Source organism: Streptomyces sp. NPDC001922 (assembly GCF_042891165.1).
Classification (GTDB): domain Bacteria; phylum Actinomycetota; class Actinomycetes; order Streptomycetales; family Streptomycetaceae; genus Streptomyces.
This window is the reverse complement of the sequence record NZ_JBIASV010000002.1, coordinates 165,678-189,416: the sequence shown is the minus strand read 5'-3', so window position 1 is coordinate 189,416 and position 23,739 is coordinate 165,678. Positions and strand designations below refer to the sequence as shown.

At 72.7% G+C, this 23,739-nt stretch carries 20 protein-coding genes and 1 pseudogene; 7 read left to right on the top strand and 14 right to left on the bottom strand.

Going from position 1 to position 23,739, the window contains the following annotated elements; genetic code table 11:
- The first annotated feature begins 128 nt into the window (after positions 1–128).
- The 3 genes from ACFYYR_RS04275 to ACFYYR_RS04265 all read left to right on the top strand — a co-directional run bounded on the left by ACFYYR_RS04275 (position 129) and on the right by ACFYYR_RS04265 (position 4,675).
- Positions 129–1,964 carry a gamma-glutamyltransferase family protein gene (locus ACFYYR_RS04275; protein WP_388846734.1) on the top strand — a complete coding sequence of 612 codons (1,836 nt, stop codon included), beginning with the start codon at positions 129–131 and terminating at the stop codon, positions 1,962–1,964.
- A gap of 310 nt (positions 1,965–2,274) precedes the next feature.
- A complete protein-coding gene (locus ACFYYR_RS04270) occupies positions 2,275–3,123 on the top strand; it encodes an inositol monophosphatase family protein (protein WP_388846732.1) in 849 nt (282 codons plus the stop codon).
- Positions 3,124–3,253: 130 nt separating this feature from the next.
- A complete protein-coding gene (locus tag ACFYYR_RS04265; protein ID WP_388846730.1) occupies positions 3,254–4,675 on the top strand; it encodes a phytoene desaturase family protein in 1,422 nt (473 codons plus the stop codon).
- A gap of 16 nt (positions 4,676–4,691) precedes the next feature.
- Here ACFYYR_RS04265 and ACFYYR_RS04260 read toward each other — a convergent pair whose 3' ends face one another.
- The 3 genes and pseudogenes from ACFYYR_RS04260 to ACFYYR_RS04250 all read right to left on the bottom strand — a co-directional run bounded on the left by ACFYYR_RS04260 (position 4,692) and on the right by ACFYYR_RS04250 (position 5,554).
- On the bottom strand, positions 4,692–5,039 hold the full coding sequence (locus tag ACFYYR_RS04260) for a Clp protease N-terminal domain-containing protein (RefSeq protein WP_388847262.1): 348 nt from the start codon (positions 5,037–5,039) through the stop codon (positions 4,692–4,694).
- An 87-nt stretch (positions 5,040–5,126) separates the two neighbouring features.
- A pseudogene (locus ACFYYR_RS04255) lies at positions 5,127–5,318 on the bottom strand (Clp protease N-terminal domain-containing protein); the annotation flags it as partial.
- Positions 5,319–5,320: 2 nt separating this feature from the next.
- On the bottom strand, positions 5,321–5,554 hold the full coding sequence (locus ACFYYR_RS04250) for a hypothetical protein (RefSeq protein WP_351505724.1): 234 nt from the start codon (positions 5,552–5,554) through the stop codon (positions 5,321–5,323).
- Between the two features lie 136 nt (positions 5,555–5,690).
- Between ACFYYR_RS04250 and ACFYYR_RS04245 the strand changes: the two genes are divergently transcribed.
- A complete protein-coding gene (locus tag ACFYYR_RS04245; RefSeq protein WP_388846728.1) occupies positions 5,691–7,289 on the top strand; it encodes an AlkA N-terminal domain-containing protein in 1,599 nt (532 codons plus the stop codon).
- Between the two features lie 59 nt (positions 7,290–7,348).
- Positions 7,349–7,903: a methylated-DNA--[protein]-cysteine S-methyltransferase gene (locus tag ACFYYR_RS04240; RefSeq protein WP_388846726.1), complete on the top strand. Its 555-nt coding sequence runs from the start codon at positions 7,349–7,351 to the stop codon at positions 7,901–7,903.
- Positions 7,904–7,984: 81 nt separating this feature from the next.
- On the opposite strand, the gene ACFYYR_RS04235 is transcribed toward ACFYYR_RS04240, so the two are convergent.
- Positions 7,985–8,728 (bottom strand): NAD-dependent deacetylase, encoded by a 744-nt coding sequence (locus tag ACFYYR_RS04235; RefSeq protein WP_388846724.1) that lies wholly within the window; start codon positions 8,726–8,728, stop codon positions 7,985–7,987.
- A 250-nt stretch (positions 8,729–8,978) separates the two neighbouring features.
- Positions 8,979–9,485 carry an NUDIX domain-containing protein gene (locus ACFYYR_RS04230; protein ID WP_388846722.1) on the bottom strand — a complete coding sequence of 169 codons (507 nt, stop codon included), beginning with the start codon at positions 9,483–9,485 and terminating at the stop codon, positions 8,979–8,981.
- 141 nt (positions 9,486–9,626) lie between these two features.
- Here ACFYYR_RS04230 and ACFYYR_RS04225 point away from each other — a divergent pair, with 141 nt between their 5' ends.
- A complete protein-coding gene (locus tag ACFYYR_RS04225; protein WP_388846720.1) occupies positions 9,627–10,799 on the top strand; it encodes a glycerate kinase in 1,173 nt (390 codons plus the stop codon).
- A 567-nt stretch (positions 10,800–11,366) separates the two neighbouring features.
- On the opposite strand, the gene pssA is transcribed toward ACFYYR_RS04225, so the two are convergent.
- From pssA to ACFYYR_RS04180, 9 genes are all read right to left on the bottom strand, one after another.
- Positions 11,367–12,221 carry a CDP-diacylglycerol--serine O-phosphatidyltransferase gene (gene pssA / locus ACFYYR_RS04220; protein WP_388846718.1) on the bottom strand — a complete coding sequence of 285 codons (855 nt, stop codon included), beginning with the start codon at positions 12,219–12,221 and terminating at the stop codon, positions 11,367–11,369.
- Positions 12,208–12,855: a phosphatidylserine decarboxylase gene (locus tag ACFYYR_RS04215; protein ID WP_388846716.1), complete on the bottom strand. Its 648-nt coding sequence runs from the start codon at positions 12,853–12,855 to the stop codon at positions 12,208–12,210. Before ACFYYR_RS04215 ends, pssA begins: the two co-directional genes overlap by 14 nt.
- A gap of 168 nt (positions 12,856–13,023) precedes the next feature.
- Positions 13,024–14,229 (bottom strand): acyl-CoA dehydrogenase family protein, encoded by a 1,206-nt coding sequence (locus tag ACFYYR_RS04210; RefSeq protein WP_388846714.1) that lies wholly within the window; start codon positions 14,227–14,229, stop codon positions 13,024–13,026.
- Complete coding sequence (locus ACFYYR_RS04205; RefSeq protein WP_388846712.1) at positions 14,229–14,756, bottom strand: MaoC family dehydratase; 528 nt, start codon at positions 14,754–14,756, stop codon at positions 14,229–14,231. The genes ACFYYR_RS04210 and ACFYYR_RS04205 overlap by 1 nt, the downstream gene beginning before the upstream one ends.
- Positions 14,757–14,761: 5 nt before the next feature.
- Complete coding sequence (locus ACFYYR_RS04200) at positions 14,762–15,763, bottom strand: HpcH/HpaI aldolase/citrate lyase family protein (protein ID WP_388847260.1); 1,002 nt, start codon at positions 15,761–15,763, stop codon at positions 14,762–14,764.
- Between the two features lie 5 nt (positions 15,764–15,768).
- The gene (locus ACFYYR_RS04195) at positions 15,769–17,838 is read right to left on the bottom strand and encodes a protein meaA (RefSeq protein WP_388846710.1); all 2,070 of its coding nucleotides are present in this window, start codon (positions 17,836–17,838) and stop codon (positions 15,769–15,771) included.
- A gap of 10 nt (positions 17,839–17,848) precedes the next feature.
- The gene (gene ccrA / locus ACFYYR_RS04190) at positions 17,849–19,186 is read right to left on the bottom strand and encodes a crotonyl-CoA carboxylase/reductase (RefSeq protein WP_388846708.1); all 1,338 of its coding nucleotides are present in this window, start codon (positions 19,184–19,186) and stop codon (positions 17,849–17,851) included.
- Between the two features lie 591 nt (positions 19,187–19,777).
- Positions 19,778–20,602, bottom strand: a complete 825-nt coding sequence (locus tag ACFYYR_RS04185) for a TetR family transcriptional regulator (protein WP_388846706.1) — start codon at positions 20,600–20,602, stop codon at positions 19,778–19,780.
- A gap of 85 nt (positions 20,603–20,687) precedes the next feature.
- Entirely contained in the window at positions 20,688–22,505 is a 1,818-nt protein-coding gene (locus tag ACFYYR_RS04180) for a 3-hydroxyacyl-CoA dehydrogenase family protein (RefSeq protein ID WP_388846704.1), read from the bottom strand.
- Between the two features lie 613 nt (positions 22,506–23,118).
- Here ACFYYR_RS04180 and ACFYYR_RS04175 point away from each other — a divergent pair.
- Positions 23,119–23,658 carry a HEAT repeat domain-containing protein gene (locus tag ACFYYR_RS04175; protein WP_388847258.1) on the top strand — a complete coding sequence of 180 codons (540 nt, stop codon included), beginning with the start codon at positions 23,119–23,121 and terminating at the stop codon, positions 23,656–23,658.
- Positions 23,659–23,739 lie beyond the last annotated feature (81 nt).

Genomic DNA, 23,739 nt, shown 5'->3' with positions numbered 1-23,739 from the left:
TGCGTAGGCTGCCCGCAGACGCCAGGGGACCGGACGACAGCACCGACGGGACCGCGCACCGCACCGCGCACCGGGACCGCGCACCGCACCGCGCACCGCACCGGACGACCGGACAGGGAGCCGCCGCCATGTTCACCACCCGGCCCACCCTCCAGGGCACGTTCGGCATGGTGTCCTCGACTCACTGGCTCGCCTCCCAGTCCGCGATGGCGGTGCTGGAGGGCGGCGGCAACGCCTACGACGCGGCGGTCGCCGCCGGTTTCGTGCTGCATGTCGTCGAGCCGCATCTGAACGGCCCCGCCGGTGAGGTGCCCATCCTGCTGGCCCCCGCCGACGGGCCGGTCCGGGTGCTCTGCGGACAGGGCCCGGCGCCGGCCGGGGCGACCATCGAGCACTACACCTCGCTGGGCCTGGACCTCGTCCCCGGCACCGGCCCGCTCGCCGCGGCCGTGCCGGGCGCCTTCGACGCCTGGATGGTGCTGCTCCGGGACTACGGGACCCGGCGCCTCCGGGACGTCCTCGGGTACGCCATCGGCTATGCGGAGCAGGGCCATCCGCCGGTCGACGGCCTGGTGCGCACGGTCGCGGCGGTACAGGAGCTCTTCACGACGGAGTGGACCTCGTCCGCGGCGGTCCACCTCCCCGGCGGACGGCCGCCGGCCGAGGGCAGCCTCGTCCGGAACCCGGCGCTCGCCGCCACCTGGCGCCGCGTCATCGCCGAGGCGGAGGCGGCCGGGGAGGGCCGCGAGGCACAGATCGAGGCCGCCCGGCGCGTCTGGCGGGAGGGGTTCATCGCCGGCGCGCTGAGCGAAGCCGCCGCCCGTCCCACGCGGGACAGCTCCGGAGGGTGCCATGCCGGCACCCTCACCGGCGACGGCCTGGCCGCCTTCAGTGCGACGTACGAGGAGCCGGTCAGCCACGACTGGAACGGCTGGACCGTCTGCAAGCCCGGCGGCTGGTCCCAGGGGCCCGCCTTCCTCCAGCAGCTCGCCCTGCTGCCCGAGGACCCGGCCGAACCGCCCTACGGCAGCCCCGGGTACGTGCACCGGCTCATCGAGGGCAGCAAGCTCGCGATGGCGGACCGGGAGGCCTGGTACGGGGACGCCGACGGTCCGGGCACGGTGCCCGTCACCGCGCTGCTGGCCGGTCCGTACAACGCCGGGCGCCGGAAGCTGATCGGGGACGAGGCCTCGTACGGCCTGCGGCCGGGCCGCCCCGAGGGCCGTGAACCGCGGCTGGGCACGGGCGTACGGACGGCCGCCGACCGGGGGTGCGCGCCCGCGGGGGCGACGGCGCCCGGTACCGGCGAGCCCACTACGACCCACAGCGACGGCACGACGACCCGGGCCGACGGCACGACCCGGGGAGACACCTGCCATCTCGATGTCGTCGACCGCTGGGGGAACATGGTCGCCGCCACCCCCAGCGGCGGATGGCTCCAGTCCAACCCGGTCGTACCGTCCCTGGGCTTCCCGCTCGGCACCCGGTTGCAGATGGCGTGGCTCGAACCGGGTCTGCCGAACTCCCTCACCCCGGGCCGTCGCCCCCGTACGACGCTGTCCCCCTCGATCGCCCTGCGGGACGGAGAGCCGGTGCTGGCGTTCGGCACGCCGGGAGGCGACCAGCAGGACCAGTGGCAGGTGCACTTCTTCCTGGCCGTGGCGCTGCGCCGGCCGGTGCGCGGAGGGCTCGATCTCCAGGGCGCCATCGACGCGCCGAACTGGCATCAGGACGGCTTCCCCAGCTCCTTCCACCCTCGGGGGATGCGGCCCGGCGGGGTCACGGTCGAGTCGCGGATCGGCGCGGAGGTGATCGGCGAGCTCCGGCGCCGCGGCCACGACGTGACCGTCGGGGGCCCCTGGTCGGAGGGGCGGCTGTGCGCGGTGGCCCGGGATCCGGCCACCGGGGTGCTGTCGGCGGGGGCCAACCCCCGGGGCGCGCAGGGGTACGCGGTCGGCCGCTGACCGGGTCGGCGGCGCCGCGCGCCGCAGGCGCTCGGCTCTCGGGCGGGCGCCGGGACACGCACCGCGCCCGCCGCCGCCCCGGCCTCGTCCACGCCCCGAACGTGTCCACGGCCCCGGCCTCGTCCACACCCCCAGCCCGGAAACCGCCCTCCCTCCCAACGACCTCCCGCATCCCCGCCCTGCCCGCATCCCCGCCCTGTGGCCCCCGTCACCCCACCCCGTAGCTCCTTTTCCGCCGTTAACCCGCAGGCCATCGCCCTGTCCCCTGTGCGACGGCCAGGGTGTCGGCGGTGCATGGTTCGATGGGTGAATGATCGATGACTTCGTCTTCGGGGCCGACGCGGCCCGCAACCTGTCCGCCGTAGAGGAAGCGGTCCGCAAAGCGGCCGCGGCCGAGATCCTGCCCAGGTTCCGGCAGCTCGCCGAGCACGAGATCGTCGAGAAGAACGGACCGCACGACCTGGTGACGGTCGCCGACCGGCTCGCCGAGGAGCACCTCACCGCCTCGCTCTCCGAGCTGCTGCCGGGGTCGGTGGTGGTCGGCGAGGAGGCGGTGCACGCCGATCCGGACATAGTCCAGGCGCTGAGCGGGGACGCACCGGTGTGGATCGTGGACCCGGTCGACGGCACCCGGCAGTTCGTGCACGGCGACCCGGGCTTCGCCACCCTCGTCGCGCTCGCGCACCGGGGCGAGCTGTACGCGTCGTGGACGTACGCCCCGGCGTCCGACCGGATGGCGGTCGCGGTGCGGGGCGCGGGAGCCTCCCTGAACGGCGCGCCGCTGCGCTGCGGCACCCCGGATCCGGACGCCGCCCTCACCGTCGCCACCTCGCACCCCGACTTCACCTCCCCGGAGGAGACCGCGGCGTTCCGGCGGCTGGAGGTCCCGGGGCTGGCTCCGCGGCCGTGCGGTTCGGCGGGACTGGAGTATCTCGCCGTCGCGGAAGGGAGCCTCGGCGCCGTGGCCTTCGGCTGGGAGAACCCGTGGGACCACGCCGCGGGGCTGCTGCTGGTCGCCGAGGCGGGCGGGGCGAGCGCCACGGTCGCGGGCGAGCCGTTCCGGCTGGCCGGCGGGAACGCCCTGCCGTTCACGGCGGCCCGGGACGCGGCGTCGGCCCGGCGGATCCTCGGCCTGATGCGGGGCGCGGCCGACGCCTGAGCCCCGCAGGGTCCGGACGGGCCGGCTCCGGACGGGCCGGCTTCGGCGGGTGGCCACCTATCCTGGGCGGAGCCCGAACGGCCGAGCGAGGAGGCCGTGGGGTCCGGCCGTCCGACGAAGGGGTCCTGCGGTGGCGTCGATGCTCGATGTGGTCGTGGTGGGGGCCGGGCCGAACGGGCTCACCGCCGCCGTCGAACTCGCCCGGCGAGGCATGGCGGTGGCGCTGTTCGAGGCCGAGCCCACGGTGGGCGGCGGGGCGCGCACCGAAGAGCTCACCCTGCCGGGCTTCCGGCACGACCCCTGCTCCGCCGTCCATCCGTTCGGCGCCGGGTCACCCGCCTTCAACGCGATGCCGCTGGACCGCTTCGGGCTGGAGTGGCTGCACCCGGAGCTGCCGATGGCGCACCCGTTTCCCGATGGCACGGCCGCGGTGCTGGCGCACACGGTCGGTGAGACGGCGGCGTCGCTCGGCAGCCGCGACGCGGGCGCCTACCGGCGCCTGGTCGCCCCGTTCATCGGGCACTGGGACTCGCTGGCCGCGGACTTCCTCCGTCCGCCGTGGCTGGGGGTGCCCCGCGACCCGGTGCGGTTCGCCCGGTTCGCGGCGCTCGGTCCGCAGCCGGCCACCCTGCTGAACCGGCGGTTCCGCGACCCGAAGGCCCGTGCGCTCTTCGCCGGACTGGCCGCACACGCCATCGCCCCGCTCGGCGGCATGACCACGGGCGGCCTGGCCGTGCTGTTCGCGCTCGCCGCACACGCGCACGGCTGGCCGGTGGCGCGCGGCGGCTCGCAGGCCGTCTCCGACGCCCTCGCCGGCTATCTGCGCGCCCTGGGCGGCACCGTCCACACCGGTACGACCGTCAAGCGCCTCGACGACCTCCCGCCGGCCCGCGCCTATGTCTTCGACACCTCACCCACCGCGCTGGCCCGGATCGCCGGACTCGGCAACACCTACCGGTCCTTCCGGTACGGCCCCGGAGCATTCAAGATCGACTATGCGCTGTCCGGCCCGGTGCCCTGGGCCGCGGAGGAGGCCCGGCGGGCCGGAACGGTCCATCTGGGGGCGTCCGTCCGGGAGATCGGCGACGCCCTGGACCGTGCCGTGCACGGCCGGGCGCCCCGGATCCCCTTCCTGATCACCTCCCAGCCCACCGTCGTCGACCCGAGCCGGGCCCCCGAGGGCCGGCACGTCCTCTGGGCGTACGGGCACGTCCCCAACGGCTGGCGCGGGGATGCCACGGAGACCGTCGAGCGGCAGATCGAGCGGTTCGCCCCCGGGTTCCGCGACCTCGTCCTGGCACGCGCGGTCTCCGGGCCCCCGGAGATGGCCGCCCGCAACGCCAACTACGTCGGGGGCGACATCGGGTGCGGCGCCTTCGACGGCCTCCAGTCGGTGCTCCGCCCCAAGGCGGCCCGGGTGCCGTACGCCACCGCCCGGCCGGCGGTGTTCCTCTGTTCCTCAGCGACGCCGCCGGGCGGGGGCGTGCACGGCATGTGCGGTCACCATGCCGCCCGCGCGGTCTGGCGGAGGCTGCGGGCGCCGCACCTCTGACCGCGGCAATGCCCCGTCACGCCGCCCGTGCGATGTCGCCCAGCACGTCGGCCCGTACGGTCCCGGGCTCGGTGCCCAGCCGTCGCAGCACCTCCGACATCAGCTTGTCCGCGGGGTCGAGCAGACCCAACAACAGGTGCTCCACGCCGATGTGACGGGACTTCAGGTCAACGGCCTCGCGCAGGGAGCGCTGCAGCGCCCGCCGGGCCCGCGGGGCGAACGGGATGTGGCCCCCGCGGTCGCCCTCCCGGTTCCGCCGGCGCCCCAGGGGGAACGGGAGCAGCCTCCACGGCCGCGGGCCGGGCTGCGGCGCGGGTGCGTCGAGTGCGCCGGGCCCGAAGGTCCGCTCCGCGCGGCTGCGCACCTCGTCCAGATCGATGCCGAGCGCCTGCAACGCCTCCGCGTCGTCGGCCCCGTTGGCGTCCGGAGTGTTCCCCCGGCCGAGCACCGTCTCGACGGCGCTCCGGCAGGCCGGGGCCGTGATGCCCCGACGGCGCAGAGTGTCCGCCACTGGGGAACCGTCCTGGGCCAGCACGCCGAGGAGCAGGTGCTCCGTGCCGATATCGGTGTGGCCCAGGCTCCTGGCCTCCTGCTGGGCCTGCACCACGACCGTGCGCGCTTGCCGGGTGAAACGTTCGAACATCCCTACCTCCTGGCGTGCTTCTTGTGGACTGCCTGCCGGCTCACACCCAGCGCTGCCCCGATCTCTTCCCAGGACCAGCCGTGCCGCCGGGCGCTGTCGACCTGGAGCGCCTCCAGCCGTTCGACGAGCCGGCGCAGCGCGGCCACGGCGCGCAGGCCGACGGCGGGGTCGCCGTTCAGGGCGGCCTCCGCGGTGTCCACGGCCTCTCTCGCTTCCGTTCCAGCTGCTTCCGTCATGCCTGTCAACCTAGGGTGACAGGACTCTCTTGTCAACCATCATTGACGAGCAGGGGTGGGGCCCGTTGAGCGCGTCCCGACGTCGATGTCGGATTCTCGCCAGCCGGAGCGTCTGCCGTGCTCAATGCTGGAACCCATGCACACCGAGACCGAGAGATGCGTACGCGCCGTCCGCTCGAAGGACGCCCGTTTCGACGGCTGGTTCTTCACCGCGGTCCTGACCACGCGCATCTACTGCCGGCCGAGCTGCCCGGTGGTGCCGCCGAAGGCCGAGAACATGCGGTTCTACCCGAGCGCCGCCGCCGCTCAGCAGGCCGGATTCCGCGCCTGCAAGCGCTGCCGTCCCGACGCCAGCCCCGGATCGCCGCAGTGGAACGAGCGCGCCGACCTCGTCGCGCGGGCGATGCGCCTGATCGCCGACGGCTGCGTCGACCGAGAGGGCGTCTCCGGGCTCGCCGTCCGCCTCGGCTACAGCACGCGCCAGGTGGAGCGGCAACTGCTCGCCGAGCTGGGCGCCGGGCCGCTCGCCCTCGCGCGGGCCCAGCGGGCCCAGACCGCCCGGCTGCTCATCGAGACCAGCGCCCTGCCGATGGCGGACGTCGCCTTCGCGGCCGGGTTCGCCAGCATCCGCGCCTTCAACGACACGGTGCGCGAGGTGTTCGCCCTCTCCCCGTCCGAGCTGCGCAACCGGGCCGCCGGCCCCGGACGAGCCTCCGGCAACGGGCAGGCCTCCCGCACCGGACGAGCCCCCGGCACCGGACGAACCTCCGGCGACACCGCCGCCCCCGGCACCACCGGGACCCCCGTCCCCGGACAAGGCGCTGCCCCCGGGCAAGCCGCCGTCACCGGCACGCTCTCCCTCCGGCTCCCCTACCGGGCGCCCCTCTGCCCGGACAACCTGTTCGGGCACCTGGCCGCCACCGCCGTCCCGGGCGTCGAGGAGTGGCGCGACGGTGCCTACCGCCGCACCCTCCGCCTGCCCTACGGCCACGGAGTCGTCGCCCTGCGCCCCGAGTCCGGGCACATCGCCTGCACCCTCGCCCTCACCGACCTGCGCGACCTCACCATCGCCATCAGCCGCTGCCGCCGGCTGCTCGACCTCGACGCCGACCCGGTCGCCGTGGACGGCCTCCTGAGGACCGACCCCGTCCTCGCCCCGCTGGTCGCCCGGAACCCCGGCCGGCGGGTCCCGCGGACGGTCGACGCGGCCGAGTTCGCCGTACGGGCCGTCCTCGGGCAGCAGGTGTCCACGGCCGCGGCCCGCACCCACGCGGCCCGGCTCGTCCGGGACTGCGGCGACCCCGTCGACGACCCCGCGGGCGGGCTCACCCACCTCTTCCCGGAGCCCGACACCCTGGCCGCCCTCGACCCCGAACGGCTCGCCCTGCCCCGCACCCGCCGCACCACGCTCACCACCCTGGCCACCGAACTCGCCGCCGGCCGGATCGCCCTCGGCGCCGGCAGCGACTGGGGCGCGGCACGGGAACGGCTCGCGGCGCTGCCGGGCATCGGCCCCTGGACCGTCGAGACCGTCGCGATGCGCGCCCTCGGCGACCCCGACGCCTTCCTCCCCACCGACCTCGGACTGCGCCGCGCCGCCCGGGCCTCCGGCCTGCCCGGCACCCCCGCGGCCCTCACCGCCCGCGCCGAGGCCTGGCGGCCCTGGCGGGCGTATGCCGTCCAGTACCTCTGGGCGACCGACGACCACCCCATCAACCACCTGCCGGCCGGCTGACCCCGGCCGCACCCACCACAGGCCGGCCGCCGCGACGGCCCCGAACCAGGAGCAACCGCATGTCACAGCGCACCCACACCGTGATCGACAGCCCCCTCGGGCCACTGACCCTGGTGGCCACCGACGGCACCCTCTCCGGCCTCTACATGACCGAGCAGCGGCACCGCCCCCCGGAGGACAGCTTCGGCACACCGGACGACACGCCGTTCGCCGCGGCCGTGGACCAGCTGAACGCCTACTTCGCCGGTGAACTCACCACCTTCGACCTGCCCGTGCGGCTGGACGGCACGCCTTTCCAGCGCCGCGTCTGGACCGCCCTGCGGGACATCCCGTACGGCGGGACCGTCTCTTACGGGCAGTTGGCAGGCAATCTCGGAATCCCGTCCGCGGCACGGGCGGTGGGCCTGGCCAACGGCCGGAACCCCATCGGCATCATCGTCCCGTGCCACCGGGTCGTGGGCGCGGGCGGCGGCCTCACCGGCTACGGCGGCGGACTCGACCGCAAACGCCGTCTCCTGGACCACGAGTCGGGCGGCGCCGGGCACACCCTCTTCCCGCGGGCACAGGTGCTGCTCCCGCGGACGGGGCAGGGCACGGCGGCACCCGCCCGGTGACACACCCGACGACCGGGGGAGGGACGAGGCGTTACGGCACGGCAGCCCGGGGGGATCGCCCTGCCCCGGCCACTGCCCCGTTCAGCCCGTCCCGTCGGCCAGTTGCCGCAGCAGGGCGGGGAGCGCCGTACCGATCGGCTCCCGCACCAGCTCGTCGGCGTGCTCGTCGTACGGGGTCGGCTCGGCGTTCATGATGATCAGCCGCGCGCCGTGCTGCGCCGCGGTGCCCGCGAGCGAAGCTGCGGGCTGCACCTGGAGGCTCGTGCCGACGGCGATGAAGACGTCGCACGCCTTCGCGACGCTCAGCGCGGAGCCGAGCACCTCGGGGTCCAGCCGCTCACCGAACATCACCGTGGCCGACTTGAGGATGCCCCCGCACTCCCGGCACGGCGGGTCCTCCTCGCCCGCCGCGACCCGCTCCAGCGCCTCGGACATCGACGAGCGCTCCCGGCAGCCGGTGCACTCCACGGCCCGTGCGGTGCCGTGGAGTTCGAAGACCTTGCGGTCCGGCATCCCGGCGAGCTGGTGCAGACCGTCCACGTTCTGGGTGATCACCCGTACCGGCACGCCCGACCGCTCCAGTTCGGCCACGGCGAGATGCGCGGCGTTGGGCTGCGCGCGCAGCGTGGCGCTGTCGCGCCGCATCCGCCAGGAGCGGCGCCGGATCGCCGGATCGGCCATGTAGTACTCGTAGGTGACGAGCTTCTCGGCCTCGGGGTCCTTCCGCCACAGCCCGTTCGGGCCGCGGTAGTCGGGGATACCGGAATCGGTGGAGATCCCGGCACCGCTCAGGACCGCCACGAGGGGCCGCGTACCGTTGCTCATGCCGCGAGGGTACGCACGGCACCGCCGCTCCGGCGACCGCGTTTCGCCGGGGAGCGCTCGCCACGGGCCGGCCCGCGGCCGACGGCCGCCGGACGGATGGCTTCCGGGCCGACGTCCGATGGCCGCCGAGCCGGTGGGCGCCGGGCCGATGGCTGCCGAGCCGGTGGGCGCAGGGCAGGTGGGCGCCGGGCCGATGGGCAAAGCGGTACGTCCGCCCGGGCGCCGGATCGGTACGCCTGCCGGACCGCCGTCAGCGCCCGGGGGCGGCAACCGGATGGCCGCCCTCCAGCTCCACCGTCCCGGTGCCCGCGGCCAGGGCCCCCAGCGCGGCCCGGACCCGGCGGGTCATGCCGGCCTCGAAGTAGCGCTCGATCTCGTCCTGCGGCACCAGCCGCCAGTCCGTCAGTTCGGCCTCCTGGAGCCGGACCGCCGCCAGCCGCGCCTCGTCCAGCACCCCGCCGTCGTACAGGTACGACACCAGCGGCGGCCGGCCGGTGCCCGGTACCCAGTCGATCGCGAGCAGCCGCCCCGGCTCGATGTCCAGGCCGATCTCCTCCGCCGCCTCGCGCCGCGCCGCCTGCCGGGGCGTCTCGCCCTGATCGGACTCGACGGTGCCGCCCGGCAGGATCCAGGCGCCGTCGTCGCGGTAGTTCGGCTCCACCAGCAGCAGGCGCTCACGCGCGTCCCGGAAGATGACGCCCGCGCCGGCCAGAACCCGTGGGAGCCCGGCGATATACGTCGCATAGTCCATCGTCATTCCCCCGAGGGTAGCCGCTGCCGGGAACCCGCTCGCGGACACGTTTCCGCACCTCAAAGTCCGTTTTCGGCCCGTCCGCGGAGACTGACAGCGCGCCCCTCCGGCGGATAGGGTCGCACCGGCGCGACTGCCTGTTCGAAAATGCAAGGGGTTGGCAAGGTGGCGGACGCAGCAGTGTCTGAGACGGGGCGTGTTCTCATCGCCGCGGACAAGTTCAAGGGGTCGCTCACGGCCGTGCAGGTCGCCGAGCACCTCACCGCCGGACTGCGCAGCGCGGCTCCGGGACTGCGGGTCGAGTCCCTGCCGGTGGCCGACGGCGGCGACGGCACGGTCGATGCCGCGGTCGCCGCCGGCTTCGAGCGGCACGAGGTGGAGGTCACCGGGCCGCTCGGTGCCCCGCGCACCGCGGCGTTCGCGGTGCACGGCGACACCGCTGTGGTGGAGATGGCGGAGGCCTCGGGCCTGCGCCGGCTGCCCGACGGGGTGTTCGCGCCGTTGACGGCGACCACGTACGGCACGGGCGAGTTGCTCCGGGCCGCACTGGACGCCGGGGCCCGCACCATCGTGTTCGGGGTCGGCGGCAGCGCGACGACCGACGGCGGCGCGGGCATGCTGGCCGCCCTCGGCGCCCGGCTCCTGGACGCCGACGGCGACCCGGTCGCCCACGGCGGCGCGCCGCTCCGCGAGCTGGTCACGGCCGATCTGACGGGGCTCGACCCGCGGATCGCCGACACCGACATCGTGCTGGCCGGCGACGTCGACAACCCGCTGACCGGCCCGGAGGGCGCCGCGGCGGTCTACGGCCCGCAGAAGGGAGCCGGCGAGGAGGACGTGGCGACGCTCGACGCCGCTCTCGCCCACTACGCGCAGGTCCTGGAGGAGGCGGTCGGCCCGTCCGCCGCGCAGCACGCCCTCGCCCCCGGAGCGGGGGCGGCGGGCGGCCTCGGGTACGGGGCGCTGGTCGGTCTCGGCGCCCGCTTCCGGCCCGGCATCGACATCATGCTCGACGTCCTGGGCTTCGCGGCGGCGCTCGGCCGCGCCGATCTGGTCATCACCGGCGAGGGGTCGCTCGACGAACAGACGCTGCACGGCAAGGCCCCGGCCGGCGTCGCGGCAGCGGCCCGTGAGCGGGGCGTGGGCGTGGTCGCCGTCTGCGGCCGGCTGCAACTCCCGGAGAAGGCCCTGCGCACGGCCGGGATCCGCCGTGCCTACGCCCTCACCGACCTCGAACCGGACACCGCCCGGTGCATCGCCGAGGCGGGCCCGCTCCTGGAACGCCTGGCGCAGGACCTCGTGCGCGACCTCGTCCGCTGAACCGCTCCGGACCGCGCGCGGTCCGGAGCCCACGCGGACCGGGGGAGACCGACGACGGGCGGACCGCGGACGGGCGGGACCGAGGACAGACGGACCGGGTACGGGGAGACCGGGTACGGGGAGACCGATAAAGCGACAAGGCAGGGCATGCCGCTTTCGCGGGTGATGGCGGGCGGAATCCGCTCGACGGGTACCGAAAGGGACGTCGGCGCAAAACGACGTGAAATAGCGTCACGTTCCACTCCGCGGTAAAAGAAAAGACAAAATCCGGCGGACGGTCCCCCGTCCGCCGGAATATCCGTATCTCGATGCGAAGGCCGGGACGGCAATTCCGCCCGCCGATCCGCGCCCCGGAGCGCTTTCCCGCCGGAAAACCGCGTGACCGAATGCCCCGCCCCGCGAGCGCCCCTGGGCGGGCGGAGCACCCGCAGCCCGTCCGGAGAGCCGTGGGGGACGCCACACGTCGGGCAGGCGTAACCCGCACGACGAGGGCCCCCGAGCAGTCCGCTCGGGGGCCCTCGAGGCCGTCCCACTGCCGCCGTCCCCGGCGGCTCGGCATGCGTCGCGCTACGGCAGCTGTGCCGCCCGCGCCTCGCGCCGGTTGTCCCGGAAGGTGTTCACCCGCCGCGCCGTGGCGAAGAGCGGGATCACCGCGCCCAGCACCACCTGGAGCGCGCAGCCGGTCTGGAGCAGCAGCTGTCCGCCGGGCGCGTCGAACGCCCAGGCCGCCAGCAGGCCCATGCTGAGCACGATCCAGCCGAGCATCGCCACCGCGAGCCGTCCCCGCGGCTTCGGGTACTCCACCCGGCTCACCATCAGCCAGGCCACCCCGATGATCGCCAGCAGCGTCGGGATGAACGGCAGCTCCAGCAGCACGATCGAGACGACCGTCAGCGCGCCGAACGGACTCGGCATGCCCTGGAAGATGCCGTCACGCAGGGTGACGCAGGAGAATCTGGCAAGCCGGAGCACCACCGCCAGCAGCACCACGATCGCGGCCACCGCCGAGACCCGCTGGTGCGCGTCGGGCACGACCATGCCCCAGACCACGACGAAGTACGCCGGGGCCAGTCCGAAGCTGATCAGGTCCGACAGGTTGTCGAGCTCGGCCCCCATCGCCGAACTGCGCAGCTTGCGCGCCACGAGCCCGTCGAAGAGGTCGAAGACCGACGCCAGGAGCATGAGGATCACCGCGGTCGCGGCGCTGTGCCGCGCCATGCCGCCGTCCTCGCTGCCCGTCAGGTGCGGGATGAGGACGCCGGTGGTGGTGAAGTACACCGCCATGAAGCCGCACGTCGCGTTACCGAGCGTGAGCGTGTCCGCTATCGACAGCCGCGTGGACAGCGGCATGTCGTCGTCCTCGACCTCCTCGACGGCCTCGGGGACCCAGGTCGTCTGCGGTTCCGGATCAATCACGGTCAAGGCGAGTCACCCCCGCGATAGTGGGCTGGCCGACCTCGACGGCCGTCTCGACACCCTCGGGCAGATAGAGGTCCACCCGGGAGCCGAAACGGATCAGGCCGATGCGCTCGCCCTGCTCCACCTTGGTGCCCTGCGGCACGTACGGCACGATGCGCCGGGCCACCGCGCCCGCGATCTGCACCATCTCGATGTCACCGAGCTCGGTGTCGAAGTGCCAGACGACCCGCTCGTTGTTCTCGCTCTCCTTGTTGAACGCCGGAACGAAGCCGCCGGGCACGTGCTCGACGGACGTCACCGTGCCCGCCAGGGGCGCGCGGTTGACGTGGACGTTCAGCGGGCTCATGAAGATCGCGACGCGGGTGCGCCCGTCCTTCCACGGCATGATGCTCTGCACCACACCGTCGGCCGGCGAGATCACCCGGCCCTGGGTGATCTCGCGCTCGGGGTCGCGGAAGAACCACAGCATGCCCGCCGCCAGCGCGGTGGCGGGCACAGCGGCCGCCGCCCAGCGCCCGGAGCGCCGGGCGCGGCTGAGGCTGACGGCCGCAGTGGCCACGGTCGGGAGGAGCCACGGCGATGCTCCGCGCGCGAGGCGGACCCGGCCGCGAGGTGCAGAGGTTTGGCTGTGGGGCATGGATGACCTTCGTAGCGGATGAATGCCGCGCACTAATGGGGGACGGCGGCTTTCCGGGATGCTATCGGTTTCGTGCGGCAACTGGGCAAGCCAGGAGCCGAGTCGGTGTCCGAAGACCGATGGCAGGGTGTGATCTTCTTCTCGAAGAAGTTGCCCCAAAGCGGACAATTACCCCTGGAATCGATACTCCTCGAGCAGCCGACGACCAATGATCATTTTCTGGATCTCGGCGGTACCTTCACCGATCAGCAGCATCGGCGCCTCACGGTACAGGCGCTCGATCTCGTACTCCTTGGAGAAGCCGTAGCCGCCGTGGATGCGGAAGGCGTCCTCGACGACCTCTTTGCAGTACTCGGAGGCGAGGTACTTCGCCATCCCTGCCTCGAGGTCATTGCGCTCCCCGGAGTCCTTTTTGCGTGCTGCATTCACCATCATCGCATGGGCGGCCTCGACCTTGGTAGCCATCTCGGCCAACTTGAACTGGACGGCCTGGTGCTGAGCGATCGGCTTGCCGAAGGTGTGCCGCTGCTGCGCGTAGGAAACGCCCAGCTCAAAGGCGCGCTGTGCGACACCGCAGCCACGGGCGGCGACATTGACACGTCCGACCTCGACACCATCCATCATGTGGTAGAAACCACGTCCGGTTTGTCCACCGAGAACCCGATTTGCCGGGATTCGTAGACCATCCATGATGAGCTCGGTGGTGTCAACCCCCTTGTAGCCCATCTTCTCGATCTTGCCGGGAATGGTGAGGCCGGGCCGGACCTCGCCGAAACCCGGCTCCTTCTCGACCAGGAAGGTGGTCATCGACTTGTGCGGGGCGGTGCCCTCGGGGTGCCCCTCGTCCGTCTTGGCCAGCACCGCGACCAGCGTCGACGAGCCGCCGTTGGTCAGCCACATCTTCTGGCCGTTGAGGACGTACTCCTCGCCGTCCCGGACGCCCTTCGAGGTGATGGCGGACACATCGGAGCCGAGCGCCGGCTCCGACATCGAGAACGCGCCGCGCACGTCGCCCAGCGCCATCTTCGGGAGGAAGTGGTCCTTCTGCTCCTGGGTGCCGTGCTGCTTGAGCATGTACGCCACGATGAAGTGCGTGTTGATGATGCCCGACACGCTCATCCAGCCGCGGGCGATCTCCTCGACGCACAGTGCGTACGTCAGCAGCGACTCGCCGAGGCCGCCGTACTCCTCGGGGATCATCAGCCCGAAGAGGCCGAGCTCCTTGAGGCCCTCGACGATGTGCGTCGGGTACTCGTCACGGTGCTCCAGCTCGGTCGCGACCGGCAGGATCTCCTTGTCGACGAAGTCCCGGACGGTGGACAGGATCTCCTGCTGGATGTCCGTCAGACCGTGCGTCTGCGCGAGGCGGCTCATCACTTCACCTGCTTCTTCTCGGCCGGGGCCTGCAGCTCCGGGCGGCCGGGCTGCTCGCCGCCGCGCTCCTTGATGTAGCTCTCGGTCGGCACCATGACCTTGCGCCGGAAGACGCAGACCAGCGTGCCGTCCTGCTTGTAGCCCTTGGTCTCGACGTGGACGATGCCGCGGTCCGACTTGGACCGCGACGGCGTCTTGTCGAGCACGGTCGTCTCGCCGTAGATGGTGTCGCCGTGGAAGGTCGGCGCCACGTGCTTGAGCGACTCGATCTCCAGGTTGGCGATGGCCTTGCCGGAGACGTCCGGCACGGACATGCCGAGCAGCAGCGAGTAGATGTAGTTGCCCACCACGACGTTCTTGCCGAAGTCCGTCGTCTTCTCGGCGTAGTTCGTGTCCATGTGGAGCGGGTGGTGGTTCATGGTGAGCAGACAGAAGAGGTGGTCGTCGTACTCGGTGACCGTCTTTCCGGGCCAGTGCTTGTAGACCGCCCCGACCTCGAACTCTTCGTAGGTGCGTCCGAACTGCATGGTGCTCAGGCCTCCGGGGCTTCGAACTTGGACGTACGGGTCATGCCGGCGGCGCGGCCCTTGCCGGCGATGACCAGTGCCATCTTGCGGCTGGCCTCGTCGATCATCTCGTCGCCGAGCATGGCCGAGCCCTTCTTGCCGCCCGCCTCGGAGGTGCAGTAGTCGTACGCGTCCAGGATCAGCTCGGCGTGGTCGTAGTCCTCCTGGGAGGGGGAGAAGACCTCGTTGGCGGCCTCGACCTGGCCCGGGTGCAGCACCCACTTGCCGTCGAAGCCCAGCGCGGCGGCGCGGCCGGCGACCTCGCGGTAGCCGTCCACGTTCTTGATCTGCAGGTACGGGCCGTCGATGGCCTGCAGGTCGTGGGTGCGGGCCGCCATGAGGATCCGCATGAGGATGTAGTGGTAGGCGTCGGCCGGGTAGCCGGGCGGCTGCTCACCGACGACCAGGGACTTCATGTTGATGGAGGCCATGAAGTCGGCCGGGCCGAAGATGATGGTCTCCAGGCGCGGCGAGGACGCGGCGATCTCGTCGACGTTCACCAGGCCCTTGGCGTTCTCGATCTGCGCCTCGATGCCGATCCGCCCGACCTCGAAGCCCATGGTCTTCTCGATCTGGGTGAGCAGCAGGTCCAGCGCCTGCACCTGGGTGGCGTCCTGCACCTTCGGCAGCATGATGCAGTCGAGGTTGGGGCCGGCGCCCTCCACGACGGTCACCACGTCGCGGTAGGTCCAGTGGGTGGTCCAGTCGTTGACCCGCACGACCCTGGTCTTGCCCGCCCAGTCGCCGTTGTTGAGCGCGTCGACGATGGTGTGCCGGGCGCCCTCCTTGGCGAGCGGCGCGCACGCGTCCTCCAGGTCGAGGAAGACCTGGTCGGCCGGGAGGCCCTGCGCCTTCTCCAGGAAGCGCGGGTTGCTGCCCGGCACGGCGAGGCAGGAGCGGCGCGGCCGCAGGCGGTTCACCGAGGAGGAGGCCGGTGCCCCTCCGTCGAGGGCGGTGGCGGGAGACATGCGGGTCATGCGGGGACCTCCAGGGGGTCGAGCTTGTTCGCTTTCCGGATCTCGTCGACGATACGGCCGATGATCTCCGTGATGCCGAAGTCCTTCGGGGTGAAGACGGCCGCCACTCCGGCCGCGCGGAGCTTCTCGGCGTCCGCGGAGGGGATGATCCCGCCGACGACCACCGGGATATCGTCCGAACCGGTCCGGCGCAGCCGGTCCAGGACGTCCGGGACCAGCTCGGCGTGCGAGCCGGAGAGTATCGACAGGCCGACGCAGTGCACGTCCTCGGCCACCGCCGCGCCGACGATCTGTTCGGGGGTCAGCCGGATGCCCTGGTAGACCACTTCGAATCCGGCGTCCCGGGCGCGGACGGCGATCTGTTCCGCGCCGTTGCTGTGCCCGTCCAGGCCGGGCTTGCCGACCAGCAGCCGCAGCCGGCCGCTGCCCAGGTCCTCCGCCGTCCGGGAGACCTTCTCGCGGACCTCGGCGAGCGGGGTCCCGGCCTCGGCGGCGACCGCGACCGGTGCGCTGCTGACCCCGGTCGGGGCGCGGAACTCGCCGAAGACGTCCCGCAGGGCCCAGGCCCACTCGCCGGTGGTCACGCCCGCGCGGGCGCAGGCGAGGGTGGCGGCGAAGAGGTTGGTGTCCCCGGCGGCGGCCCCCTTGAGGCCGGACAGCGCCTCCTGGGCGGCCCCTTCGTCGCGGTTGTCGCGCCACTCGTGCAGCGCGGCGACCACCCGGGCCTCGTTGGCGGGGTCCACGGTCATGATCGCGGTGTCGAGGTCGGCGGTGAGCGGGTTGGGTTCGGTGCCCTCGTAGCAGTTGACGCCGACGATCTTCTCGTCGCCGGCCTCGATGCGGGCCCGCCGCTCGGCGTGCGAGGAGACCAGCTGGGCCTTGAGGTAGCCGGACTCGACGGCCGCCATGGCGCCGCCCATCTCCTGGATCCGCTCGATCTCGGCCAGGCACTCCTCGACGAGGGAGTCGACCTTGGCCTCGATCACATGCGAGCCGGCGAATATGTCGTCGTACTCGAGCAGGTCGCTCTCATGGGCGAGGACCTGCTGGATCCGCAGGGACCACTGCTGGTCCCAGGGGCGCGGGAGGCCCAGCGCCTCGTTCCAGGCGGGGAGCTGGACGGCCCGCGCGCGGGCGTCCTTGGAGAGCGTGACGGCGAGCATCTCCAGCACGATGCGCTGGACGTTGTTCTCCGGCTGGGCCTCGGTCAGGCCCAGGGAGTTGACCTGCACGCCGTAGCGGAACCGCCGCTGCTTGGGGTTCTCGATGCCGTACCGCTCGCGGGTGATGCGGTCCCAGATGCGGCCGAAGGCGCGCATCTTGCACATCTCCTCGACGAAGCGGACGCCCGCGTTCACGAAGAACGAGATCCGGGCGACCACGTCGCCGAACTTCTCGGCCGGGACCTGGCCGGAGTCCCGTACGGCGTCGAGGACGGCGATGGCCGTGCTCATCGCGTACGAGATCTCCTGGACCGGGGTGGCCCCGGCCTCCTGCAGGTGGTAGCTGCAGATGTTGATCGGGTTCCACTTGGGGATGTTGGCCACCGTGTACGTGATCATGTCGGTGGTCAGCCGCAGGGAGGGCCCCGGCGGGAACACATGGGTTCCGCGCGAGAGGTACTCCTTGACGATGTCGTTCTGCGTCGTCCCCTGGAGCTTGGAGATGTCGGCGCCGTGCTCCTCGGCGACCACCTGATACAGCGCCAGCAGCCACATGGCGGTGGCGTTGATGGTCATCGAGGTGTTCATCTGCTCCAGGGGGATGTCCTGGAACAGACGCCGCATGTCACCGATGTGGGAGACCGGGACCCCGACCCGGCCCACCTCGCCGCGGGCGAGGATGTGGTCGGGGTCGTAGCCCGTCTGCGTCGGCAGGTCGAACGCGACGGACAGTCCGGTCTGCCCCTTGGCGAGATTGCGCCGGTACAGCTCGTTGGACGCCTCCGCCGTGGAGTGCCCGGCGTACGTCCGCATGAGCCAGGGACGGTCCTTCTTGGGGCGCTCGCTCGCCTCCGGGCGCTGGGATCCGCCCCCTGGCTCGCTCGCTGTCTGGCGCTCAGTCATCGAGGGTCTCTCAGACGTTCCGGAAGCGGTTGATCGCGTCGATGTGCTGGGCGCGCTTCTCCTCGTCGCGCACGCCCATGCCCTCCTCGGGGGCGAGGGCCAGCACGCCGACCTTGCCCTGGTGCAGGTTGCGGTGCACGTCGTAGGCGGCCTGGCCGGTCTCCTCCAGGCTGTACGTCTTCGACAGCGTGGGGTGGATCTTGCCCTTGGCGATCAGGCGGTTGGCCTCCCACGCCTCGCGGTAGTTGGCGAAGTGCGAGCCCACTATGGACTTGAGCGACATCCACAGGTAGCGGTTGTCGTACTCGTGCGTGTAGCCGGAGGTCGAGGCGCAGGTGACGATGGTGCCGCCCTTGCGGGTGACGTACACCGACGCGCCGAAGGTCTCGCGGCCCGGGTGCTCGAAGACGATGTCGACGTCCTCGCCGCCGGTGAGTTCGCGGATCCGCTTGCCGAAGCGCTTCCACTCCCGCGGGTCCTGGGTCTGCTCGTCCTTCCAGAACTTGTAGCCCTCGGCGTTGCGGTCGATGATCGCCTCGGCGCCCATCGCGCGGCAGATGTCCGCCTTCTGGTCGCTGGAGACGACACAGATCGGGTTGGCGCCGCCGGCCAGCGCGAACTGGGTGGCGTAGCTGCCGAGGCCGCCGCTGGCGCCCCAGATCAGCACGTTGTCGCCCTGCTTCATGCCGGCGCCGTTGCGGGAGACCAGCTGGCGGTAGGCGGTCGAGTTGACCAGGCCCGGCGCGGCGGCCTCCTCCCAGCTGAGGTGGTTCGGCTTGGGCATCAGCTGGTTGGACTTGACGAGCGCGATCTCGGCGAGACCGCCGAAGTTGGTCTCGAAGCCCCAGATGCGCTGCTCCGGGTCGAGCATGGTGTCGTTGTGGCCGTCGGCCGACTCCAGCTCCACGGACAGGCAGTGGGCGACGACCTCGTCACCGGGCTTCCAGGAGTTCACGCCCGGACCGGTGCGCAGCACGACGCCCGCGAGGTCGGAGCCGATGATGTGGTACGGCAGGTCGTGCCGCTTGGTCAGCGGCGACAGCTTTCCGTACCGCTCCAGGAAGCTGAAGGTGGAGACCGGCTCGAAGATCGAGGTCCACACCGAGTTGTAGTTGACGGAGCTGGCCATGACGGCGACGAGGGCCTCGCCCGGGCCGAGCTCGGGCACCGGGACATCGTCCAGGTGCAGCGACTTGCGCGGGTCCTTGTCCCGGCTCTCCACGCCGGCGAACATCTCCGCGTCCTCCTTGTGGACGGTGACCGCCCGGTAGGACTCGGGGAGCGGCAGCGCGGCGAAGTCGTCCGCGGTGCTGTCGGGAGAGAGGATTGCGTCCAGGATTTCGTTCACTTGGGGCCTCCGGCGAAGCGTCGAGAAACGCTTGAGGGAACGCTGGGGTCTTGATGCGTGGATGTGATGCGCGGTGCCGTCGGTTCGGCGCGATGTGGTGCTGGCAGCGCGGGTCGCGCAGGAGGTGCCTGTGACGCAGGCGTCCGGGCGCGCATGGATTGCGGGGACAGCCGACGCACGAGGGTTGTCTCTGCGCGCCGGCCGCCCGGACACCTTCAACGTATGGCACCGCGTGCCACTCGGCAAGACACTGCGTGCCAAGAATTTCTCTCAGATGTCATCCGGGGGGTACGTATGAGCAACAACGGCCGCCTCTCCTGAGGCGGCCGTTGCTAAAAGTGCTCGAAAATGTGCGGAAAGTTACGCTGGTCATGCTTTCCGGCGTACCCGCCCGGAGGCCCGCTTCCGCCGGCCGGGAGCCGCCGGAAGCCTTCGGGGTGACGGCGGTCGGCCGCTTGGCCGGATCGCGGCCGACCGGACGGGGCGGGACGGCCCGCGGTACCTCCCGCGGCTGTACTCCGCCTCCTGCGGCCGCCGCGCCGCGCTGTGGGGCGTGGGTCCTGGGATGCGACGCCGGGGCCCGGCCGGGTCTCAGCGGTCCTTCAGGGCCCGCTCGATCGTGCGCATCACTTCGCTGAGCGGCGCGTCCGTACGGGCCACCGTGACCAGGACCTCCCCGGTCGTGGACACCGAGGCCGCCGGTTCCCGGTCGGCGGCGGAGCGGCCCGCGCCGATCCCGCTGCCGAAGGTGTCCCGGACGATGGCGAAGGCGTGGTCGAGCTGCGCCTCCACGTCCCCCTTGCCGCCGCCGCGCAGCCAGCGCCGCAGCACGTGGTTGTGGGCCGTCACCACCGCGGAGGCGGCGACCTCGGCGAGCAGCGGGTCGTCGTTGCCGACGTGGTGCGCGCGCTCGTCGAAGTGGCCCAGCAGATAACGGGTGAACAGCCGCTCGTACCGGGCGACCGAGGCGATCTCCCGCTCCCGCAGCGTGGGCACCTCCCGGGTCAGCCGGTAGCGCTCCACCGAGACGGCGGGGGACGACGCGTACATCCGCATGACTTCCTTGATGCCCCGGCACACGGTGTCGAGCGGGTGCTCGTGCGCGGGCGCCGCGTCGAGCACCGCCTCCGCCCGCACCAGCGTGTCGTCGTGGTCCGGGAAGATCGCCTCTTCCTTCGACCGGAAGTGCCGGAAGAACGTCCGGCGGGCGACCCCCGCGGCGGCGGCGATCTCGTCGACCGTCGTCGCCTCGTAGCCCTTCGTCGCGAACAGCTCCATCGCCGCGGACGCCAGCTCGCGGCGCATCTTGAGGCGCTGTGCGGCGGCCCGCCGGCTGCCCGCGCTCTCCGGGGCTCCCTCGGACGCCCCCTTCTCGGACGATCGCAGGGTACGAGCGGACTTCACGGGCTGGGACATGTGGGGAACGTAACACGGTGCACTGTCCGTGTGCGGGGGCGGACTCCCTGAAGGCTCCAGGAGCCCGCCCCACCCCGGTGACCGGTCAGCGCCGGGCATACTCGCGGAAGCCGCGCCCCGTCTTACGGCCCAGGCAGCCCGCCGCCACCAGGTGCTCCAGCAGGGGAGCCGGAGCGAGGCCCGGATCGCGGAACTCCCGGTGCAGCACCCGCTCGATGGCGAGCGAGACGTCCAGCCCCACCACGTCCAGGAGCTCGAACGGGCCCATCGGGTAGCCGCCGCCCAGCTTCATCGCGGCGTCGATGTCGTCGAGGGTCGCGTAGTGCTCCTCGACCATCTTCACCGCGTTGTTGAGGTACGGGAACAGCAGGGCGTTCACGATGAATCCGGCCCGGTCGCCGCAGTCCACCGGGTGCTTGCGGACCGCTGTGCACACCTCGCGGACCGTCGCGTGCACCTCGTCGGAGGTCAGCACCGTGCGCACGATCTCGACCAGCTTCATCGCCGGGGCCGGGTTGAAGAAGTGCATCCCGATGACGTCCTGCGGCCGCGAGGTGGCGCGGGCACAGGCGACGACCGGCAGCGAGGAGGTGGTGGTGGCGAGCACCGCACCCGGCTTGCAGACCTTGTCCAGCGTCGCGAACAGCTGCTGCTTGACCTCCAGGTCCTCGGCCACCGCCTCGACCGCCAGGTCCACGTCCGCGAACGCGTCCAGGGAGCCGGCCGGGGTGACCCGGGCCAGCGTCTCCTCCCGCGCCTCGGCCGTCATCCGGCCCTTGTCGACGGAGCGGGCCAGGGACTTGGCGATCCGGCCCTTGGCGGTGTCCGCCTTGTCCTGGCTGCGGGCGGCCAGCACGACGTCGTAGCCCGCCTTGGCGAACACCTCGGCGATCCCGCTCGCCATGGTCCCGGAGCCGGCCACGCCCACGCTGCTGACCGTGCGGCCGGACCCGGCGGCCGCACCCGCCGGGTCCGGCGTCTCGGCGTCGGGCACCACCGTGGCGCTGCCCGGGGCCTCGTACGTGTAGAAGCCGCGGCCCGCCTTGCGGCCCGTCAGCCCGGCCTCGGCGAGCTGCCCCAGGATCGGCGCGGGGGCGTGCAGCCGGTCGCCGGAGGAGGCGTACATCGCCTCCAGGACGCGGCGGGCCGTGTCGATGCCGACCAGGTCCAGCAGCGCGAGCGGGCCCATCGGCAGACCGCAGCCGAGCCGCATGGCGGCGTCGATGTCCTCGCGGGTCGCGTACTTCGCCTCGAACATCGCGGCGGCCTGGTTGAGGTAGCCGAAGAGCAGGCCGTCGGCGACGAAGCCGGGGCGGTCGCCGACCGCCACCGGCTGCTTGCCCAGCTCGTGGGCGAGGGAGGTCACCGCGGCGACGGCGGCGGGCGCGGTGAGCACCGAGGAGACGATCTCGACCAGCTTCATCGCGGGCGCCGGGTTGAAGAAGTGCAGGCCCAGCACGCGCTCCGGACGGGCGGAGTCGGCGGCCAGCCGGGTCACCGAGAGGGCGTTGGTGCCGGTCGCCAGGATGGTGTCCGGCCGGACGACGGCGTCGAGGGCCGAGAACACCTCGTGCTTGGTCTCGTAACTCTCCGGCACGACCTCGATGACCAGGTCGGCGTCGGCTGCGGCCTGCAGGTCCGAGAAGGTGCGGAAGCGGGCGAGAACGTCCCGCCGCTCCTGCTCGGTCAGCCGCTCGCGCTCCACGGCGCGGGCGGTGGAGGCTTCCAGGGCGGACACGGCCTGCCGGGCCGCGGCTTCGCTGATGTCGATCCCGATGACCTCGCGGCCGGCGCGGGCCAGCACCTCGGCGATACCGGCACCCATGGTGCCGAGGCCGACGACGGCGATGGTGCCGAGAGCGGTGGGGACAGGGGCGGGATCAGGGGTGGACGAACGGTCCATCGCGAGACTCCAGAGGGTGTTCCCCGGGCCAAGGGCGCGGGGAGAGTGACGACTGAGGGTTTTCCGGGGTCGCCAAAGGGCGTACCGCGGGAGGGAGTTGCGTGATGTGATGCACGACGGGCAGCACTGCCCGGAGAAGAAAGCGGCAGGCCCTGTCCCGGAGCCGTGCCGTACTGCGTGCTGTGCAGAACCGACTGCACTGGCGGCTGCGTCACCAGGCCGCCCGAGCGGGTGTGCTCGTACCCAGAGCTTAACCCGTCAGTAACCAGGTACGCCAGAGGACGGGGAGCGCCGGGAGATGTGGCGCCGACCACTGTCGATCAGTGTCCGGGCCACTGCCGGTCACTGGGGAGGACGGCCGATGGAAGAGGACTTCCGCGAACTGGCGGAACGGGTGCGGAGCGAAGCGGCGGGGGCGGCGGAGCGGGCGGAGTACGTCCGGCTGGTCGCGCTCACCGCGGAGCTCACCGCGGTGAGGACGGCCGAGGGGACGGCGGCGGGCGCCGCGCCCACGGAACGGGGTGCGGACGACGGGCCGGCGGGCGCGGACGCGGTTCCTGTGGCGCCGAACGGTGCCGGGGCGTCCGGGGCGCGGACGACGGCCCGGGCGCCGTTGGACGCGTCCGCGGGGGCGGTTCCTCCGGCCGGTACGGGCCGGGCCGTCGCGGAGTTGGCGGGGGTGCTGGCCGAGCCGGGCCGGCCGCTGTGGGCCCGGGAGATCGCGGCGTTCGGCCTGGCGTGCGCCGGCGACCGGCGCGCTTTCGAACCGCTGGTGCTGCTGCTCAACCACCGGGACCCGGAGCGGTGCTCCACCGCGGCCGTCGCCCTGGCCCGGCTCGGGGACCCCCGGACGGCCCGGGCGGCGGCCGCGCTGGCCACCAACCCGCTGCGCACGGCGTACGCCCTGCATCCCGTCCGGCTGCTCACCGCGCTCCGCGCGCCGGAGTCGGCGCCGGCGCTGACCGCGACCCTGCGGCGGCTGCTCGCACCGCACGACCCGTTCTGGCGGATCGCGCTGGCGTGCGTCGAGGGGCTGGGCGCGCTGGGCGACGACCGGGCCGTACCGGTGCTGCGAGCGGCCCGGGACCACCCCCGGCTGGCGGCGGCCGCGGCGGCGTCCCTGGCGCGGCTGGGGGAGGAAGCGACGGGCTGAGGCGACGGGCTGAGAAGAGCGGAGGCGCCGGGGGCCGGATGGGGCCGGGGGCCGCGGGGCGGAAGAGGTGGAGACGGCGGG